General features: G+C 66.7%; 14 protein-coding genes. 7 read left to right on the forward strand and 7 right to left on the reverse strand.

Annotation, left to right across the window (positions count from 1 at the left end):
• The first annotated feature begins 13 nt into the window (after positions 1-13).
• Positions 14-3,745, forward strand: coding sequence for a methionine synthase (metH, locus tag ACSLUQ_RS01645; protein ID WP_417771071.1), 3,732 nt, complete (start codon positions 14-16; stop codon positions 3,743-3,745).
• Between the two features lie 85 nt (positions 3,746-3,830).
• Here the strand turns inward: metH and ACSLUQ_RS01650 are convergent, their stop codons facing one another.
• The 3 genes from ACSLUQ_RS01650 to ACSLUQ_RS01660 form a co-directional block, all read right to left on the reverse strand.
• On the reverse strand, positions 3,831-4,964 hold the full coding sequence (locus tag ACSLUQ_RS01650; RefSeq protein WP_461807523.1) for an acyltransferase family protein: 1,134 nt from the start codon (positions 4,962-4,964) through the stop codon (positions 3,831-3,833).
• Positions 4,965-5,060: 96 nt separating this feature from the next.
• Positions 5,061-7,283, reverse strand: a complete 2,223-nt coding sequence (locus tag ACSLUQ_RS01655) for a mechanosensitive ion channel family protein (RefSeq protein WP_461807524.1) — start codon at positions 7,281-7,283, stop codon at positions 5,061-5,063.
• Positions 7,284-7,392: 109 nt separating this feature from the next.
• The gene (locus ACSLUQ_RS01660; RefSeq protein WP_417771068.1) at positions 7,393-8,475 is read right to left on the reverse strand and encodes a DUF2336 domain-containing protein; all 1,083 of its coding nucleotides are present in this window, start codon (positions 8,473-8,475) and stop codon (positions 7,393-7,395) included.
• 259 nt (positions 8,476-8,734) lie between these two features.
• Between ACSLUQ_RS01660 and tsaA the strand changes: the two genes are divergently transcribed.
• Positions 8,735-9,235, forward strand: coding sequence for a tRNA (N6-threonylcarbamoyladenosine(37)-N6)-methyltransferase TrmO (gene tsaA / locus ACSLUQ_RS01665; protein WP_461807525.1), 501 nt, complete (start codon positions 8,735-8,737; stop codon positions 9,233-9,235).
• 815 nt (positions 9,236-10,050) lie between these two features.
• Positions 10,051-11,127, forward strand: coding sequence for a DUF2336 domain-containing protein (locus ACSLUQ_RS01670; RefSeq protein WP_461807526.1), 1,077 nt, complete (start codon positions 10,051-10,053; stop codon positions 11,125-11,127).
• A 31-nt stretch (positions 11,128-11,158) separates the two neighbouring features.
• On the opposite strand, the gene ACSLUQ_RS01675 is transcribed toward ACSLUQ_RS01670, so the two are convergent.
• The 4 genes from ACSLUQ_RS01675 to ACSLUQ_RS01690 all read right to left on the reverse strand — a co-directional run bounded on the left by ACSLUQ_RS01675 (position 11,159) and on the right by ACSLUQ_RS01690 (position 15,177).
• The gene (locus tag ACSLUQ_RS01675) at positions 11,159-12,412 is read right to left on the reverse strand and encodes an amidase (RefSeq protein ID WP_461807527.1); all 1,254 of its coding nucleotides are present in this window, start codon (positions 12,410-12,412) and stop codon (positions 11,159-11,161) included.
• 149 nt (positions 12,413-12,561) lie between these two features.
• Entirely contained in the window at positions 12,562-13,644 is a 1,083-nt protein-coding gene (gene ppk2 / locus ACSLUQ_RS01680) for a polyphosphate kinase 2 (RefSeq protein WP_461807528.1), read from the reverse strand.
• A 212-nt stretch (positions 13,645-13,856) separates the two neighbouring features.
• The gene (locus tag ACSLUQ_RS01685; RefSeq protein ID WP_461807529.1) at positions 13,857-14,399 is read right to left on the reverse strand and encodes a BA14K family protein; all 543 of its coding nucleotides are present in this window, start codon (positions 14,397-14,399) and stop codon (positions 13,857-13,859) included.
• Positions 14,400-14,607: 208 nt separating this feature from the next.
• The gene (locus ACSLUQ_RS01690; RefSeq protein WP_461807530.1) at positions 14,608-15,177 is read right to left on the reverse strand and encodes a BA14K family protein; all 570 of its coding nucleotides are present in this window, start codon (positions 15,175-15,177) and stop codon (positions 14,608-14,610) included.
• A 120-nt stretch (positions 15,178-15,297) separates the two neighbouring features.
• On the opposite strand from ACSLUQ_RS01690, the gene ACSLUQ_RS01695 reads away from it, so the two are divergent.
• The 4 genes from ACSLUQ_RS01695 (at position 15,298) to ACSLUQ_RS01710 (ending at position 18,756) form a co-directional block, all read left to right on the forward strand.
• Complete coding sequence (locus ACSLUQ_RS01695) at positions 15,298-16,086, forward strand: HugZ family pyridoxamine 5'-phosphate oxidase (RefSeq protein ID WP_461807531.1); 789 nt, start codon at positions 15,298-15,300, stop codon at positions 16,084-16,086.
• Between the two features lie 70 nt (positions 16,087-16,156).
• Positions 16,157-17,113, forward strand: a complete 957-nt coding sequence (locus ACSLUQ_RS01700) for an alpha/beta hydrolase (protein ID WP_461807532.1) — start codon at positions 16,157-16,159, stop codon at positions 17,111-17,113.
• A 19-nt stretch (positions 17,114-17,132) separates the two neighbouring features.
• Positions 17,133-17,525: an MAPEG family protein gene (locus ACSLUQ_RS01705; protein ID WP_461807533.1), complete on the forward strand. Its 393-nt coding sequence runs from the start codon at positions 17,133-17,135 to the stop codon at positions 17,523-17,525.
• A gap of 88 nt (positions 17,526-17,613) precedes the next feature.
• Positions 17,614-18,756 (forward strand): endonuclease/exonuclease/phosphatase family protein, encoded by a 1,143-nt coding sequence (locus ACSLUQ_RS01710; protein WP_417771058.1) that lies wholly within the window; start codon positions 17,614-17,616, stop codon positions 18,754-18,756.
• The last annotated feature ends 6 nt before the right edge of the window (positions 18,757-18,762 follow it).

Below are 18,762 nucleotides of genomic sequence, written 5' to 3' on the forward strand. Positions count from 1 at the left end.
GAGACACGACCAGATGACGAACCGCACATCCGCCGCCACGGCCCTTGCCGAGGCCGCCGCCAAGCGCATTCTCGTTCTCGATGGCGCCATGGGCACCATGATCCAGGCCCTGAAGCTGGACGAGGACGGCTATCGCGGCGCGCGCTTCAAGGACTGGCAGCAGGACGTGAAGGGCAACAACGACCTTCTCAATCTGACGCAGGGCCCGGCGATCCGCGACATCCACATCGCCTATCTTGAGGCCGGCGCGGACATCCTGGAGACCAACACTTTCTCCTCCACCACCGTCGCCCAGGCCGACTATGCGATGGAGGAACTCGCCTACGAGCTGAACCTGGAAGGCGCGCGGCTCGCCCGCGAGGCCTGTGACATCGTCACGGCGCGCGACCCCGCGCGTCCGCGCTTCGTCGCCGGTGCCATCGGCCCGACCAACCGCACGCTGTCGATCTCGCCGGACGTCAACAATCCGGGCTTTCGCGCGATCACCTTCGACGCGCTGAAGGAGTCCTACGCGGAAGCCGTGCGCGGCCTCATCGACGGTGGTTCGGACCTGATCCTGGTCGAAACCATCTTCGACACGCTGAACGCCAAGGCCGCGCTCTTCGCCATCGACGAGGTGTTCGAGGAAAAGGGCGTCAAGCTGCCGGTCATGATCTCCGGCACGATCACCGATCTGTCCGGACGCACCCTGTCGGGCCAGACGCCGGAAGCGTTCTGGTATTCGCTGCGCCACGCCAGCCCGTTCTCCATCGGCCTCAACTGCGCGCTCGGCGCCAAGGAGATGCGCGCGCATATCGCCGAGCTTTCGCGTGTCGCCGACACCCTGGTGTGCGCCTATCCGAACGCCGGGCTCCCCAATGAGTTCGGCGAATACGACGAGAGCCCGGAGGCGATGGGCGCGCTGGTCGGCGAGTTCGCCGAGAGCGGGCTGGTCAACATCGTCGGCGGCTGTTGCGGCACCACGCCGGATCATATCCGCGCCATCGCCGAGGCCGTCGCGCCGCATGCGCCGCGCACGGTCGCGGCCCCTCCGCGCCGGTTGCGCCTGTCGGGCCTCGAGCCCTTCGTGCTGACGCCGGAGATCGCCTTCGTCAACATCGGCGAGCGTACCAACGTCACCGGCTCGGCCCGCTTCCGCAAGCTGATCAAGGAAGGCGATTACGACACCGCGCTCGAGGTCGCCCGCCAGCAGGTCGAGAGCGGCGCCCAGATCATCGACGTCAACATGGACGAGGGCCTGCTCGATTCGAAGGAGGCCATGGTCACCTTCCTCAATCTGGTTGCCGCCGAGCCGGACATCGCCCGGGTGCCGGTCATGGTCGACAGCTCCAAGTGGGAGGTGATCGAGGCCGGCCTGAAGTGCGTCCAGGGCAAGGCGGTGGTCAATTCGATCTCGATGAAGGAGGGCGTCGAGGCCTTCGTCGCCCAGGCGAAGCTCGTGCGCCGTCACGGCGCGGCGGTCGTCGTCATGGCCTTCGACGAGGATGGCCAGGCCGACACCCAGGCCCGCAAGGTCGAGATCACCCGGCGATCCTATGAGATCCTCGTCAACGAGGTCGGGTTCCCGCCGGAAGACATCATCTTCGACCCGAACATCTTCGCCGTCGCCACCGGCATTTCCGAGCACGACAACTACGGCGTCGACTTCATCGAGGCGACGCGCTGGATTCGCGGCAACCTGCCGCACGCGCATGTCTCGGGCGGCGTCTCGAACCTGTCGTTCTCCTTCCGCGGCAACGAGCTGGTGCGCGAGGCGATGCACTCGGTGTTCCTCTACCACGCCATCCAGGCGGGCATGGACATGGGCATCGTCAACGCCGGCCAGCTGGCGGTCTACGACGATCTGCCGGCGGAGCTGCGCGAGCTTGCCGAGGACGTGGTGCTGAACCGGCGCGCCGATTCAACCGACCGGCTGCTGGAAGCGGCCGAGCGGTTCAAGGGCAAGGGCGGCAAGGCGCGGGTGCAGGACCTGAGCTGGCGCGAGCTGCCGGTCGAGAAGCGTCTCAGCCATGCGCTCGTCAACGGCATCACCGACTACATCGACGAAGACGTCGAGGAGGCGCGCCTCAAGGCCGAGCGTCCGCTGCACGTCATCGAGGGACCGCTGATGGACGGCATGAACGTCGTCGGCGATCTCTTCGGCGCGGGCAAGATGTTCCTGCCGCAGGTGGTGAAGTCGGCGCGCGTCATGAAGCAGGCCGTTGCGCATCTGATGCCCTTCATGGAGCAGGAGAAGCGCGAGCAGGGCATCGAGGGCATGCCGAGCGCTGGCAAGGTGCTTCTGGCCACCGTCAAGGGCGATGTCCATGACATCGGCAAGAACATCGTCGGCGTCGTGCTCCAGTGCAACAACTTCGAGGTCATCGACCTTGGTGTCATGGTGCCGGCGACGAAGATCCTCGACACCGCGCGGAAGGAGAAGGTCGATATCATCGGCCTGTCGGGGCTGATCACGCCGTCGCTCGACGAGATGTGCAATGTCGCCGCCGAGATGGAGCGCGAGGGCTTCGACCTGCCGCTGCTGATCGGTGGAGCGACGACGAGCCTGATCCACACGGCGGTGAAGATCCACCCGAACTACCGCCGCTCCCAGGCCGTCTATGTCACCGACGCCAGCCGGGCGGTGGGCGTCGTCTCCAGGCTTCTGTCGAAGGGGGAGCGCGACGGCTACATCGACGGGATCCGCGCCGACTACGCCAAGGCGGCGGAGGGGCATTCGCGCTCGCGCGGCCAGGGCAAGCGCACCAGTCTGGCGGATGCGCGCGCCAATGCCTTCAAGCCCTCCTTCGAGAGCTACCGGCCGAGCGCGCCCTCCTTCCTGGGCACGAAGATCGTCGACGACATCTCGCTGGAGTCGCTGGCGGAGGTGATCGACTGGACGCCGTTCTTCTCCACCTGGGAGATCAAGGGCACCTATCCGGGGGTTCTGACCGACAACCGCTATGGCCCGGCGGCCAGGGCCCTGTTCGATGACGCCAGACGCATGCTCGACGAGATCGTGCGCGACGGCCAGCTTCGCCCGAAGGGCGTTGTCGGCTTCTGGCCGGCGGCAGGCCGGGGCGACGACATCGTGCTCTTTGCCGACGAGGCGCGCACCGGCGAACTGGCCACGCTGCACACCTTGCGCCAGCAGATGGCGCGTGCCGGCAGCGCCCGGGCCAATCTGGCGCTCTCCGATTTCGTCGCGCCGGAAGCCTCCGGCATCGCCGACTGGCTCGGCGGCTTCGCCGTCACCTCGGGTCATGGCGAGGAGGAGCTCCTCGCCCGTCACATCGCGGCCGGCGACGACTACAACAAGATCCTCGCCCAGGCGCTCTGCGACCGGCTGGCCGAGGCCTTCGCCGAGAAGCTCCACCAGATGACGCGCACCACCTTCTGGGGCTACGCGGCGAACGAGAAGCTCTCGGCCGAGGATCTGATCGGTGAGAAGTATCAGGGCATCCGCCCGGCGCCGGGGTATCCGGCCCAGCCGGACCACACCGAAAAGGGAACGCTGTTTGAGCTTCTCGACGCGTCCGCGGCCGCCGGCATCATTCTCACCGAGAGCTATGCAATGTGGCCGGGATCCTCGGTCTCGGGGCTCTATTTCGCCCATCCCGACGCCCATTACTTCGGCGTCGGACGCATCGAGCGCGACCAGATCGAGGATTACGCGGCGCGCAAGGGCTGGGACGTGGAAACGGCCGAACGCTGGCTCGCCCCGATCCTGAACTATGATCCGCTGAAGCTGCAGGCGGCGGAATAGGCCGTCCGGTCTCTCATCCGTATGCCGGCTGGCGACACTTCGGGAAGGCCCGCGTCTTGCTAGAGGCGCGGGCCTTTCGCGTTTTTCAGTCCTGGCGCGGGTGCTGGCTGGCAAGGGCCGGCACCCGGCCGCGCAATGCCTCGCCGACCCGCCGGACGGCGCGTCCGGCCGGGCGTTCTATCGTGGTGGTGACAAGAAGCGCGGCGAATGTCAGTCCGGCCAAAACGACGACGGCCGTTGCGGGAAACCCGATCAGGGGCGCAAGCAGCAGGAAGCCGGCGTAGCCGATGTGCTGGTGGAGCAGGTAGAAGGGATAGGTTGCCCGGCCGAGAAGGGCGACGACGGCTGCCGGAAGCCGCGTGTCGGCACTCCGCGTCAGACCGGCCATGACGGCGAGCGAAGCCGCGATGATCGCCCCGGCGAGCGGGCCGGAGAAGGCTTCGCCATAGATTGGCTCCAGCCCCCGCGCGAAGGCGATGCCGCTCGCCAGCGCCTGCACGAGGGCGGCGACGAGCACGATTGTCGCGCCCGCCTCGCCGCGCTCGCGCGCGCGCAGCATCATGCCGAAGGCGAAGAAGCCGGCGAACTCGGTGAGAAACACGCGGCGCAGCAGTCCGCTGCCGACAAGCCCCTGGTCGAGCGCGGCGATGGTCACCCAGACGAGCGCGATCACCACCTGGTGGCGATGCCACAGGCCGGTCGCCATCAACAGCCCGACCCAGCCGTAGAACACGATCTCGGCGACGATCGACCAGTAGGCGCCATCCATGAAGGGTTGCCCGAGAAAGGGAGAGAGCATGGTCAGATTTGCGAGATACTGGGCGATGCCGACGGGAAAGACGAGGCCCGGCACCAGCAGGGTGACGAGAGCGGTGGCGCTCATGCACAGCACATAGGTGGGCCACAGCCGCGCGAAGCGGGCGATGGCGAAGGCGACGGGGTCGCGGCCCTCGGTCGAGATCGTGATCACATAGCCGGAGATGGCGAAGAACACCGATACGCCGAGATAGCCGTAGCGGGCGAGCCCGCCTGGATCTCCGGTGAGCGCGTCGCCGGCCTCGCCCGTCACCTCCATGCGGAAGCCGAAATGGAACCATGCGACGGCGGCAACGGCGACAATGCGCAGCAGGTCGAGGCCGGGGCGACGATGGGGCGGGGTGGCGGCCCTGGCGGCGTGCGTATCGCCTCGCTGGCCTGCCTGCCCGGTGTTGTCCCCCATGACGATCCCCTTCCGCCCCCAGCCCGATGCGGACCACCCCGCGCGCGACGAGTTGAGTTTCGCAGGCGAGCGTTTAAGAGCGGTGAAACGGCCGGATCAGCGGCCGTCGGCGTCGGGCGGCGGGCCGGCGGGCGCGAGCGTCGGCAGCACGGCCGCTCCGATTGCCTTCTTCTCGGCCTCGTTGAACTCGCGGGTGTCGCCCGGCTCCTGGGCGACACGCACGGTGACCTCGCGGTGGGCGAAGTGGATTCCGGCTGCCTCGCACAGGTCGCGGATGCCGGAATAGACCACCTTGCGCAGTTCGAACTGGTCGCCCGGGCGGGTCATGAACTTCACCCGCACGATCATGGCGGAATCCTCAAGCGCCGTGACGCCTTGCGACTTCACCGGCTCGAGGAACTTCGAGCCGTAGTCGGGATGCTCCAGCAGCTCCTGGCCAAACTTCTTGATGAGCTTGCGCATCTTGTCCACGTCGGTGTCGTAGGTGACGCGGAAGGCGAGCTTCATCACTGCCCAGTCGCGGGAGAAGTTCTTGACGAACTTGATCTCGCCGAAGGGCACCGTGTTGAGCGGGCCATTGTGGTGGCGAAGCTGCATGGAGCGGATGGAGATCTTCTCGACCGTTCCCTTGACGCTGCCGATGTCGATGTACTCGCCCTTGCGGAAGGCGTCGTCGACCAGGAAGAAGGCGCCGGAGAAAATGTCCCGGATCAGGGTCTGCGATCCGAAGCCGACGGCAAGGCCAACGACACCGGCGCCGGCGAAGAGCGGGCCGACGTTCACGCCGAATTCGGACAGGACGATCATGCCGCCGAGGACGACGATGGAGATCAGCAGGAAATTGCGGAAAATCGGCAGCAGCGTCGCCAGTCGGCTTTCGCCGCGCCCGTGACCCTCGGCCGCTTCACCGTGTCCGCTGGCGGTTCCGCTCTCGCGGTGGATCTGCCGATCGATGGCAAGCTCGACGGCCTGATACGCCATGTAGGACAGGAAGACGATGACGCCGACTTCGAACAGTATGCTGGCGATCGAGCTCTTGTCGGCGATGTGCACGCCCCAGCGCATCAGGATGAAGCCGATGGCGATGACGACGGCGAGAATCTCGGCGCCGTGGTCGAGCAGATTGCGGTAGGGCAGGCGGTGGCGTTCGGCTTCCATCGCCTCGGCCGCCGCCTGGGACCGTGCGGCCTCCTCCTCGGGCGGCTCGCCGGCGGCCGTGTCGGCGCGCATGAGGTCGCGGACGCGCGTCTCGAGCTTCTGGTCGCTGTCAAGGCGGGGCAGGAGCAGCCGGTCGACGATGAGGATCATCAGGCCCAGCACACCGCCCCAGACAAGGGCTGCCATGATTGGAGCCGCCACCAGCCCAATGGCATCCGGTTTTTCCAGCAGAATGCGCACGCCGGATGTGAGGAAGGCGAGCGCGAAATAGACGAGGATCAGGGGGAGCCAGACGAGGCCGGCGATGCGGTGGGCCCGCGAGGAGGCGGCCTGACCGCCGGAGACGATACGTCCGATGGAGCGCCGGTGGGCGATGGCGACGAGCGACAACAGCAGGCAGGTCGCCCCGATGGTGGCGATGAGCGCCAGCCGGTGCGGTGCCGGATCGAGGCCCATCGCCTCCATCCAGTCGCAGATCGACATCATCAGGATGCTGAGGCCGCCGGCCGCCATCAGGCCGCGATAGAGGCTCGTGGCCTCCGGGTCCGAGAAGGAGATCATGCGCCCGTGCGACACCCCCGGCGCGAGCGCGGTGCGCAGCACCAGGCGCAGCGCAAGCAGGGTAAGGCTCGCCTCCACGCCGATGAATACCGACACCCGCGAGGCGGGGTGCCCGGAAACGAAGGCGAAGGCGACCGCCATGGTCACTGCCGCGAAGGGGACGATGGCAAGCGCCATCAGGATGGCACGGGAAAAAAGGAAGGCGATGCGCGTCGACCGGTCGGCCCCCGGGTGCGGGAGGCGGCCCTGGAGGAAGCGGGCAAACATCCAGCGCTCGGTGATAGCGAGCACCATGCCACCGGCAGCGAACGCGCCCGCCAGAACGATCAGCGTTGCCCAGATCCAGCTCAGGCTGCCGTCAGGCGAATGGGTGCTCAGCGCGGCGGCGGCGCGCTCGGGAAAATCGGCCGTTGCCGGAAGCGTGCGCTCGAGCGCCTCTCGAACCTGAAGTCCAAGTTGCACGAAGGCGCGTTCGCCCGCCATCTGCCGTGCCGTTTCGGCGTGGGCGGGGCCGGCGGCGGCGATGGTGGCAAGGCCCGCGGTGGCGGATTTCAACAGTGTGGCGGCGTTTGGAAGAACGCGCCCGTCCGATTCGCCCATGATTGCTGCCCCCGGCCAGACCCTACAGTCGGAAATTGATTCGTCGGCACTTTACGGCGAGACGAGGGCGGGGGGGAAGCGCCCTTGTCTCGCCGGTCTTTCCAAGGGATCAGCAAGCCATCCGGCCCTGCCACTGGCCGAGCAGGGTACGCGCGGACTTCGGGTTGATGGTCTCGTAGCGGCGCATCGCCTTTTCCCGTCCCGCCTCGCTCAGACGGTAGCGCCAGGGGCCGATGGTGAGCACCTTGGAAACGGTGTCCGCACCAAGCCCGCAGGCCCGCGCGACGATCAGGAACGGGTCGGTGTCGAGGCGCACCATCCAGAGCGTCGCTTCCTCGATGCCGATGTCGCCGAGCATGGCGAAAGTGGCCACGACCTCGGCAAAACGATCTTCCTCGGCAAAGCGCAGCAGCGTCGCCTCGTCGATGCCGGGACCGCGGGCGAGCGCCAGGACGCGGCCCATCGCGGTCTCGAAGTCGTAGCGCTTCAGCCAGAAGTCGTTGGAGAGCTTCTGGGCGGCGAGACGGGCGGCCTGCGGTACGCTCTCGCCTTCCGCCTGGTTGGCGGCGAGCAGGCGCATGCGCACGCGCTCGCTGGCAAGGGCGGCAAGGGTCTCCACGGCCGGCTCGTCGAGATCGGCCCGGTTGGCCAGGGCGAGCTGCAGGTCCTCGTCGAGGCCGGCGGCCTGGATGAGGCTGCCGATGGTGCGGGACGAGAGGCTGGCGCCGCCGTTGCCGGCAACAGTGCGGTGGACGTCGGTGCCGCCATTGTCGACAAGCACGTCGGTGACCATTTCAGAGAGGATCTCGCGGGTGGCGATGGCCACACGGTGGTCCTCGCCGCGGTTGAGTGCGATCTCGATCAGGTCGCCGTCCCTGAGCGCTGTGGACCGCTGCAACACGGGTCGTGCCACGGCGATGTCGTCGGCGGCGAGACGTCGCATGGTTGCCTCCGGTGCGCGGCGCAGCGAGGCCAGCCGGTCGGCGATGAAGGCGCGGGCCTGTGCTTCGACCATATCGGAAAGGCGGACCAGAACCGAATCGTAGATTTCGATCTGTTCGTCCGAGCACTTTTCCGAGGTCAGCGAAAACAGGGTCGCCACGTTGCGGGCCAGCTCGTTGCGTCGGCCCATGTCCTTCTCATTGGCCAGCGCCTCGAAATTCACCAGTTCGGTTGTTGGCATGTTCGACATAGCATTTTCCTGACCGGAATCGTTCGATTGACCATCGCTAGCACGTCCTACTTAAACAAAATCTCGTAGTCACCAATAAAAAATATAGATTTACTTGATTTTCATTAGAATAAAATTTGAGGGGAGTTTTCGTAAAATTGTTCGCATCGGCCGGTGTCGCGTCTTCTTGGCGGCGATCTTGCGGCATGGCATCGTTGCGGGCGGGTGCTTGAAAGTCAGGCGGACCGCAAGGGCTGTGCATCAAAAGGGAGTGGCGCTCGTGAGCGTAACGGACAAGATGGCGTCGAGGCCGGGCGAGGTCCGGCTGGCCCGCGACCCGGCGGTCCTGCCGGCCGATGCCGGACTGGTGTTCATCGGCCATATCGAGACGCCCTGGAGCGACCTCTCGGCCTGCCCGCGCAACGGCCGCAAGAGCGATGCCATCTGCCGGGTCCATGTAAGTGACGCCTATGCCGAGGGGCTCAAGTCGGTGGCGACCTGCAGCCATCTCATCCTGCTCTACTGGATGAGCGTGGCGCGGCGCGACCTGATCGTTCAGGCGCCGTCCTTTGCCGGTACGACCCACGGATGTTTCGCGCTGCGCTCACCGGTCCGGCCGAATCCAGTGTCGCTGTCCGTCGTCGACCTGCTGGGCGTCGACGGCAACGTGCTGAGTGTGCGCGGCCTCGATTGCCTGAACGGCACGCCGCTGGTCGACATCAAGCCCTATTTCGCCCGCACCGACAGCTTTCCCGAGGCCGAGGTCGGCTGGGCCGGCTAGGGTTCCGGCCAGGGCGGCTCTTTCCTTGAACGGGCCGTTGTCCTCGCGGCGGTCGCGCGCCGGCCTCCGGCTCAGGGGCGGGGACAGGCGCGCGTGGCGGGTGAACGGGCGGCGGGGACAAGCCAGCTTGCGGTTTTTCTCGCCGCTGCGGAGCGAGGCTCTCGGGAGCTTGCCCGGAGGGCGGCAGATACGAAAAACCCGGGCGGTTTCCCGCCCGGGCCGCGTGCCCTTCGGCACGACAAACTTGCTTCGAGATGCGACAATCTTTCGAAAATTACGCTCTCGGGATGTCTGAAACGCATCCTCTTCGTGTCTGCGATGAGTCGGCACCCGACTTGACGGGGTGCCTCAGAGAACTCCGACAACGATGGCGGCGACGAACAAGAATGCCGCGCACGCGGTAAGGAAGTTAAGATTGCGGACGAATGTCATGCTGTGGCCTCCCGCAGTCTTTCGACCGGTAAATAATAAGTTACGGGGCGCAGACGACAAAGCGAAAAAGATGCTGCACTGCCGCGTGTCCGGAAAACGGCTTTGCGCGCAATCGGTTGCATGGTGGAAACCGGTTGCGGACGGCGTCGGATTTGGCAGCTCGGGCAGGTGGTCGGGTGAATTTTCTGGAAATGCGCGCGGTGCGTGTTCTCGGGCCCGGTCAGGCGCGGGCGTCGGCGGGCCCGACAGTCGAAGGGACGCGAGACAGAGATCACGGATGGGTGAACGGACTGTATTTCCTGTTCTTTTTCAATTCCCGAAGTTTAACGGTGAGGAAAGAGGTTGCCGCTAACCTATTGTGAAACGGCGATGAAGGAAATGGCATGAATTCGACGCATGACGCAGCGTTGACCCCCAAGGCTCCGGCCGGAAACATCGGGGACCTGGTCGTCGCGCTGGCCGACATGTTCTGCCGCTCCGAGGCCAAGGAGCGCGAACGTGTCAGCCCTGTCTTCGCCGAGGTGCTGCTCCATGTGATGGACCGCCTTGAGGCGGCGGCGCGGACGGCGATCGCGCGGCGCGTCTCCGAGGAAGACAAGGTCCCCAAGCCCATCCTGAAGGCGCTTGCCAGCGACACCGAGATCGAGGTCGCCGAGCCGGTGCTGCTCAACTCGCGGGTCCTGAGCGACGAAGACCTGGCAGAAATCGCCAAGGAAGTCTCGAACGCCCACATGCTTGTCCTGTGCAAGCGTCATCCGATCCGGCCGGTGCTGACGCGGGTGCTGGCGGAAAGCGGTAATCCCGAGGTTCTGCACACGCTGGCGCGCAATCACGCCGCGACGCTCGGCGGGGATACGTTCGACATTCTCGTTGCGCGCGCACGCAAGGACGAGGAATTGCAGGAGGCGTTGAGCGCGCGCGACGACCTGCCGATGGCCTCGGCCGAGAAGCTTGTCCCCTTTCTCTCGCGCGAGCTTTCGCAGCGCATTCGCGACGGCAACCTCAACGAGGTGCTGGTCAAGGCGATCGCCACCCGCGCCGCCCGCGAGGTCGAGATCCAGCTGCGCGAGTTCAACGGCGCCAAGTCGAAGACCCAGGAGCTCATCGACAAGGCGCTGGAAGGCCAGGTGCCGGTCGACGTCGCCGTCGCCGCCTTCGCCGACAAGGATCGGGCCTTCGACCTGGCCCAGCTCCTGGCCCGCAAGCAGGGGTGGCCGGAAAACGTTGTCGTTCCGCTGGTGTTCCGGGATGACGAGATGCCGCTCTTTGTGCTCTGCCGCATCAGCGGGGTGAGCGAGGAGGCCTACAGCAAGATCATCAAGATGCGCTCAAAGCGCATGCGGCTGTCGTCGTCCAATTCGGCGGAATCCACGCGCCGCTATGCCGAACTCTCCGTGGCCGAGGCGCGCAACACCTTCCTCGCGATGGCGAGGAAGCTGAAGCTGCCTGCCGAGGTCTGAGGTCCAAGGTCGGCCGGCGCACCGGCCGGGTTCACCCGTTGGCGAAGGCCGTTTCCAGAATGCTTGCGGCACGCAGCGCGCTGCGGTCGCGGCCGAAGGGGGCCAGCACCTGAATGCCAAGCGGCAGGCCGTTTCCGGCGACGAGGCCGGGCACATTGACCGCGGGCACCCCCATCAGCGTCCACAGCCGGTTGAAGACCGAGGACCCCGTCGAGGCAAGCCCAAAGGGTGCGGTTCCCGGAGCCGAGGGCGTCACCAGCGCATCGAGGGTGGCCATCGCCTCGGCGCAGGCACGCCTTGCGGCCAGCGCTGTTTCCTGAGCCGCATCATAGTCTTCGGCGGAAATCGCGGCACCATCCTCCAGCGTCTTGCGCAGCTTCGGGCTGATCCGCTCGGCTGCCATGTCGACCTCGGCCGCCAGTGCGCGCGTCGCCTCATAGTCCTGGATCGTCTGGTGGGCGGCGAACGCCTCGCGGAACACGGGGGGCAGCGAGACGGAGGAGACCTTCGCGCCGGCGCGAAGCGCCAGGCTGCGGGCCCGCTCGAACGCCTCGAGCATGTCGTCGTCGGCCTGAGCCCAGGGCTGCGGCTCCAGAAAGCCGAGGTGGGGCGTGCCGTGGCTGGCGCCGTCGATGCGCCAGTCCCGTCCCGCCAGCGCGCCCGCGCCGAACGCGACATCGGCGACGCCCTTGCCGAACAGGCCGAGCGTGTCGAGCGACCAGGAGAAGAACTTGAGGCCGACGGTCGGCAGGCGTCCGAAGGAGGGCTTGAAGCCGGCAACGCCGCAGAAGGACGCTGGCCTGACCACGGAGCCGCCGGTCTGGGTGCCCAGCGCGAGCGGGAAGAAGCCGGCCGCAACGCCGGCCGCCGAGCCGGACGAGGAGCCGCCGGGCGTGTGCTCGAGATTGTGCGGGTTGCGGGTGCGGCCAGGCTCGAAGAAGGCGAACTCGGTCGTCACCGTCTTGCCGAGGATCGCGCCGCCGGCCCGCCGCGCCAGCGCGACGATGGCCGCATCCACCGCCGGCCGGTGGCCGGCGTGGATCGGAGAGCCATATTCGCTCGGCCGGTCGCCGGTGTCGATGTTGTCCTTGACGCCCAGCGGCAGCCCCCTGAGGGGGCCGCTGGCGCGGCCTGCGTCGGCCCGGGCGGTTTCCAGGTCGTAATTGACGAAAGCGCCGATCTCGTCCTCGCGCTCGGCGATCCGCTCGGCGACCCTCTCGTAGAGGTCGTCGAGGCTGAGTGTGCCGGCCTCCAGGCCGCGCGCGAGTTCCAGAGCCGAAAGCATCCCGTTTCTCCCCCGCTCCCGCCGCGGGCCTCCAGGGATGTCGGAGCCGCGACGGTTCTGGGCCCCCGCGTCAGGGCACCCTTGTTGACCTCGGGAGTTTTTCCAATCAGCGGCTATCTTGCAAGGCTTTTCAAGGATTTGGGCACAGATCAGGTTTCTGGGGTGTGGCGCTTCTCCGGGTGCAGCGTCTTGCCGAGGATGTGAGTGTCCCGGCCGATGACGTGGGAGCTTGCGCCAACGATCAGCGGATCGGGCGCGCGGACCACCGACCGGTCCTTGTCGGGATAGGGCAGGTTGGCCAGGAAATGCTGCATGCAGTTGATGCGGGCGCGCTTCTTGTCGTCCGACTTCACCACCGTCCAGGGCGCGTCCGCCGTGTCGGTATAGAAGAACATGGCTTCCTTCGCCTCGGTGTAGTCGTCCCATTTGTCCATGGAGGCCCGGTCAATGGGCGAGAGCTTCCACTGCTTCAGCGGATCGGTTTGCCGGTCGTTGAACCGGCGGCGCTGCTCGTCCCGGGAGACGGAGAACCAGTATTTGAACAGGCGCAGGCCGGACTGGACCAGCATTTGCTCGAACAGCGGGCACTGGCGCATGAAGTCCAGATATTCATTGGGCTGGCAGAAGCCCATCACCCGCTCGACGCCGGCACGGTTGTACCAGGAGCGGTCGAAGAAGACGATTTCACCGCCGGCAGGAAGCTGCTCGATGTAGCGCTGGAAGTACCACTGGCTTTGTTCGCGCTCCGACGGCTTCGACAGGGCGACAACCCGCGCGCCGCGCGGGTTGAGGTGCTCCATGAAGCGCTTGATCGTGCCACCCTTGCCGGCGGCATCGCGCCCCTCGAACAGGACGACGATCTTCTCGCCGGTTTCCGCCACCCAGTTCTGCGCCTTCAGCAGCTCCACCTGAAGCGCGGCCTTGTGTTCCTCGTAGACCTTGCGGCGCATCTTGGCCGCATAGGGGTAGGAGCCGGTCTCGAAAACCTCGCGGATGGCATCCGGATCGTGCTTCATCTCGGCAAGCCGGTGCCGCCGCGCAGCGCCCGCGCGCGCACTTGGCGTCGGCTCCGCCGCGCCGGAGGTCGCAAGCGCTGCGTCGGCCGTGGTCGCATCCGCCGCAGGATCCGCCGTCTCCTCGGCGAGGGGGCTGGCGGCCTCGCTCGGCAGATCGGCCGCCTCGGGCGCATCTTGCTGCGTGCCTGGTTTCGTTCCGGATTGTCGCTTCGTCACCTGGTGTTCCCCGCTGGCGTCCGCGTGTTGCGGCTTCGTGACAAGCAGGCTCGCACGCGCGTGCGGAGTCGGCAATTCGGGGAGACGCGGATGATTGCGCAAGGCGTTTCGGGGCGATGGCGCGGACAAGGCAGTCGGGGAAACCGGGTGGCGATTATGAAAGAGGCGCCCGATGGGGCGCCTCCGAAGTTCGCTTGGGACCTGGCCTTGCCTTACTGGCAGAAGCGCTTCTCGCCGCCGTAGGTCGTGTAGGTTCCGGTGCGCGGCTCGAAGCTGCGGAACTTGTCGGCGCAGTAGGCGTACCACTCGCGCGACCAGGGCTCCGGCGCGTAGCCGGCGGAAACGCGCGGCGCATTCGGGTAGTAGGGCTTGCGGAAGCCTGTCCCGCGGTGGGCCGGGTCGATGTAGTAGTCGCCGTCGTCCGGCCCGTAGTTCGGTCCATAGTAGGGCGGATCGATCGGCTCGGGGGCGCTGGCCGCGCCGGCAAGGGCTGCGCCGGCGGCAAGTCCGATCACGCCAAGGGCAATGGCCGCACCGACATTGTTGCCGTTATCGCGATCCCGGTCGCGGTAGCCGCCGCGGTCGGGACGGTGGTGCCGGTTGTGGCCGCCGTGACGGCCGCCGCCGCCGTGGCCGCCACGGTCGCGCCATTCGCGACGGGGGCCGGCTTCGGCCGGAGCGACGACGGTCGGGACGATGATGGCGCCGACCAGAGCGGCGGCGAGCAGACGGGATGCGATACGCTTGAGAGCCATTTTCTGGTCCTTTCGGAACGCTTTCTAAGCTGAGTCCGGCGCCCGGTCTTGGGGGGCATGGCGTCGGTCGGCCGGGTGTCTCCGTGATCGATGAGGCCAGAATGACCGATCCTGGTTGAACGGGCACTGAGACCCCCGTTCATCTGGCATTCAGTTTCAAGAACGCGCAGGCTTCTCTTTCTGTTCCGTTGCTCGGTGCCGAAGCCTCCTAGCGACAGAACCGGTAGCGCCCGGAATAGGCCAGGAAATAGCCGGTCTCCGGGTTGAAGCTGCGGTATTTGCGCGCGCAATAGGCATACCAATCCGGCGTCCAGGGAGCCGGGCGTGCCCGGTGGACGCGAACCGGCGGGTCGATGTAGTCGCGCCCTCCGGAGTTGAGGGATTGTCCGATAATGGCGCCCGTCGCAAGCCCCATGATGCCGAGCGCGATGCCTGGGCCCGGGTCGTAGCGATAGGGCCTATAGGGGCGGTAATAGCGGTTCCGGTTGCCCCAGCCCCTATTGCCCCAGCCCCTATTGCCCCAGCCTCTGTTGTGGCGGCCCCTGTTGCCCCAATGGCCGTGGCCCCGGCCCCTGTGGCCCCAGTTTCTTCCGCCCCTTTGGTGGTGGCGTCCACCGACGAGATGCACGCCGACGGCCGGGCGACCGTCGCGATAAACGCCCTGCGCGGCCGCGGACTGCGGGGCAAGGCTTGCCGGCACGCACAGGGCTGCGGCCAGCGCGCCGGTTGCAAGCCAGCGGCGGAGGCGGGGCAGTCCAGCTTTCAGACGCAGGGTCATGACGGATCTCACGGTTGTATTTCCTTGTGATCTTTGCCAAGCATCGCTTCCAATATGGCGACAGCGTGACCCGGACTGTGTGACGGCCGTCACGATCCGGTCGATGCGGAAGGAACCGGCATGGTTGAAGGCGAGACGGGCGACGGGCGACAGGACCGGCCGTCCCCGGTGCTGCCGACGGACGCGGAGGCGCGCGGCATGGCGCGCCGGCTGATCCGCATCGCGCGCTTCGGCGCGCTGGGCGTGCTCGACCCGGGTGACGGGTTTCCCTTCGTCTCGCGCGTCGCGCTTGCGAGCGAGATGGATGGTACGCCGGCGATGCTTGTCTCCTCGCTCTCCCAACACACCAGGGCGCTGCAGCATGACGCGCGTTGTGCGCTGCTTGTCGGCGAGCCCGGCAAGGGCGACCCGCTTGCCCATCCGCGGCTTTCCCTCACCGGCCGGGCGGAGCGGATCGGGCGCGATGACCCCGCCCATGCTGCGATCCAGCGCCGCTATCTCTGCCGTCATCCCAAGGCCAAGCTCTACGCGGGCTTTTCCGACTTCTCCTTCTTCCGCATCCGCATGGAGCGGGCGAGCCTCAACGGCGGCTTCGGCAAGGCCTATCTGCTCGAGGGCGCGGACCTGTCGATCGCCGGCCATCCGGCGCTGGAGGAACTCTCGGCGATGGAGGCGGGTGCCATCGCCCACATGCACGCGGACCATCTCGACGCGGTGCGCTTGTATGCCGAGCGGCTGGCGCGGGCGGGCGAGGGGAGCTGGTTCCTCTCCTCCTTCGACCCGGAGGGGCTCGACTTCATGGACGGTGACCGGGTCGCCCGCCTGGCCTTCGACCCTCCGCTCGCGACCGCCGGAGATTTGCGCCCGCGTCTCGTGGCGCTTGCGAAAGAGGCCCGCGAGAGGGGATGATCGGCGCGGCTGGCGAGGCGATTCTTCAAACCGGCGCGCCGGGCGGGCGACGCGAGCAGACAGGACCAACGTGAAGACCGATTTCCGCGCGCGCGATCTGGACTTGGCGAAACCCGCGACACCGGGACGTGGCCGTGCCGCATCCCTGCTGGCGGCGATCCTCGGGCTTGCCGTTCTTGCCGGCAGCGCGCTGCCGGCCGCGGCCGCCTATCGGCTCGACAGCTACAAGGACCGGCTGTTCCGCTATCCGGGCCTGCTGGCGGGGGCGGCTGAGGACGCCTTCGTCATCGTCGACTACGACAAGCGCCGCGACATCCACCGCCGCGACAAGGTGTGGGAGCGCGAGGTCTACGGCGAATACGTGTCGATGAAGCCGAGCGGCTCGCAGGAGGACCTGACGCTCAAGGCCAACGGCCGCACGGTCAGCTACATGCGCGTCGGCGAACCGCGCGGGGCGAAGGCCGTCGTGATCTACGTCCACGGCCAGGGCGGCAATCGCTTCCAGGGCATGAGCGACGTCAGTTTCGGCGGAAACTTCAACCGCATCAAGAACCTGATGGTGCGCAACTCCGGGCTCTATCTGACGCTCGACGTGAAGAATTTCGAGGCCAAGGGGGCGGCCGACGTCAAGGCGCTGATGCGCCACTACGTGGACCAGTCACCCGGGGCGAAGGTCTATGTCGCCTGCGGGTCGATGGGTGGCTTCCTGTGCTGGCGGCTGGCCAAGGACCCCGGCGCGGCCGCGATGATGGGCGGCATGCTGCTGATGGGCTCGACCTGGGACGAGGAGTTCCTTTCGTCCGCCACGTTCCGCGCCGGACGGCTGCCGATCTACTTCGGTCACGGAAGCTGGGACGAGGTCTATGACTGGCGCCGACAGGCCAGCTTCTTCGAACGCCTCAAGGCCCGTGCGCCGACATATCCCGCGCGGTTCGTCCTGTTCGAGACCGGCACGCATGGCACGCCGATCCGCATGACCGACTGGCGGCTGATACTGAACTGGATGTTCGCAGCTACCGGGCGCTGACCCGGGAAAGGGAAGTGACATGGCTCATGTAACGGCGCTTTATGCGGCGCTTTTCGCCCTTCTGTTTCTGTTCTATTCGGTTCAGGTGGCGCGTCAGCGCAAGTCGGCGCGCGTCAGCGTCGGCCACAATGGCAACGGGCGGCTGGAGCGTCTCGCCCGTATCCACGGCAACGCTGCCGAATACGGCCCGCTGATCCTGCTTCTCATGGCGCTGGCGGAATTGCAGTCCACGTCGATCTACCTGATCCATGCCATGGGCATCGCCCTGATCGTCGGCCGGCTGCTCCACGCCCATGGCATGGCCGAGGGTGACCGCAATCTTCCGTTTCGGGTGGCCGGCATGCTGCTGACCATGCTGTGCCTGTTCGCCGGAGCCGTTATCCTGCTTCTCGGCGTGCTGCGAGGGCTGTGAAGTCGCAATTTGACGCTAGGTTACTTTTCCCGGATAATTCCCGCATTGATTGTACAATTATTTCATTCGCGCCTATCGGGAGGGTGCCATGCAGAGCTTCAAGTTCACGACCTGGAACATCGAGCACGCCGACAAGCTGATCGATGATCTTGCCGACGCGGATCCGAGCAAGAGGGCGAAGGCGGAGGCGCGGCGCGAGGCGATCACCGCCGAGATCGCGGCGATTGATCCGGATATCCTGCTCATCTGCGAGGGGCCGAACGGCGAGGCGCGCGCTGAGGACTTCTTCGGCGCGGTCGCCCCGGGGCATGCTGTGGTGACGCGCGGCGGGGGCGAGCGCGGAGACTATGGCATGCAGGGCACGGATGCGACGACAGGGCGGCAGTGGATCTGGTTCCTGATCCGCAAGGGCGTCGATATTTCCGGCGAGCTCCTTCATCTCGACCGCTGGCAGGCGCTGGTCGCGGCGAACTCCGGCGGCGAGCACGCGGGCGGGCGCTGGGATGTGTCCTACCCGCGCTTTGCCGGAGACACGCTTTCATATGACATCGACCGCAATCATTCCCACTGGCGGCACCCGCAGGTGCTCCTTGCGACCGTTGGCGGGCACCGGCTGGAGATCGTCGGCGCGCACCTGAAGAGCAAGTTCACCCGGGTGCGCGGCACCGGCGACCCCACCGATCCGCACTATTTCGCCGACAATCCGAAGCTTGTCGCCGAACTCGTCAAGGCGCGGACCAAGATCACCACCGAGTGTGCCGACGTGCGCCACTATATCGATGCCCGTTTCGAGGCGGAGACCGGTGTGCCGATCATCGTCGCCGGAGACCTCAACGACGGTCCGGGCAAGGAGCGCATCGAGCGGCGCTTCCTCTATCACGATCTCATCAGCACGCTGCAGGGAGAGATCTTCTTCGCGCGGCGCTTTCTCAACCATGCGCTCTTTGACGCGGTGGAGGAGGAGCGCTGGTCGGTCTTCTTCCGCGATGCGCTCGATCCCGGCCGCGACCCGCGCATCCTGCTCGACCACATCCTTTTCAGCCAGAGCTTCACCGGCAACAGGCAGGTCCCGTCCTTCGCCTACCGGGCGCGCGAGGGCGGGGGATGCGTCGAGCACGAGATCCACCACGCGGTCACCGGGACCCGTCCGGCCTACGCGATGACCAGCGACCACAAGCCGGTGTCGATGATCTTCGACCGGCGCGGCGTGGTGCTGGCGGGCAAGCGTTGAGACGGT

The organism is Stappia sp. ICDLI1TA098, from assembly GCF_054880955.1.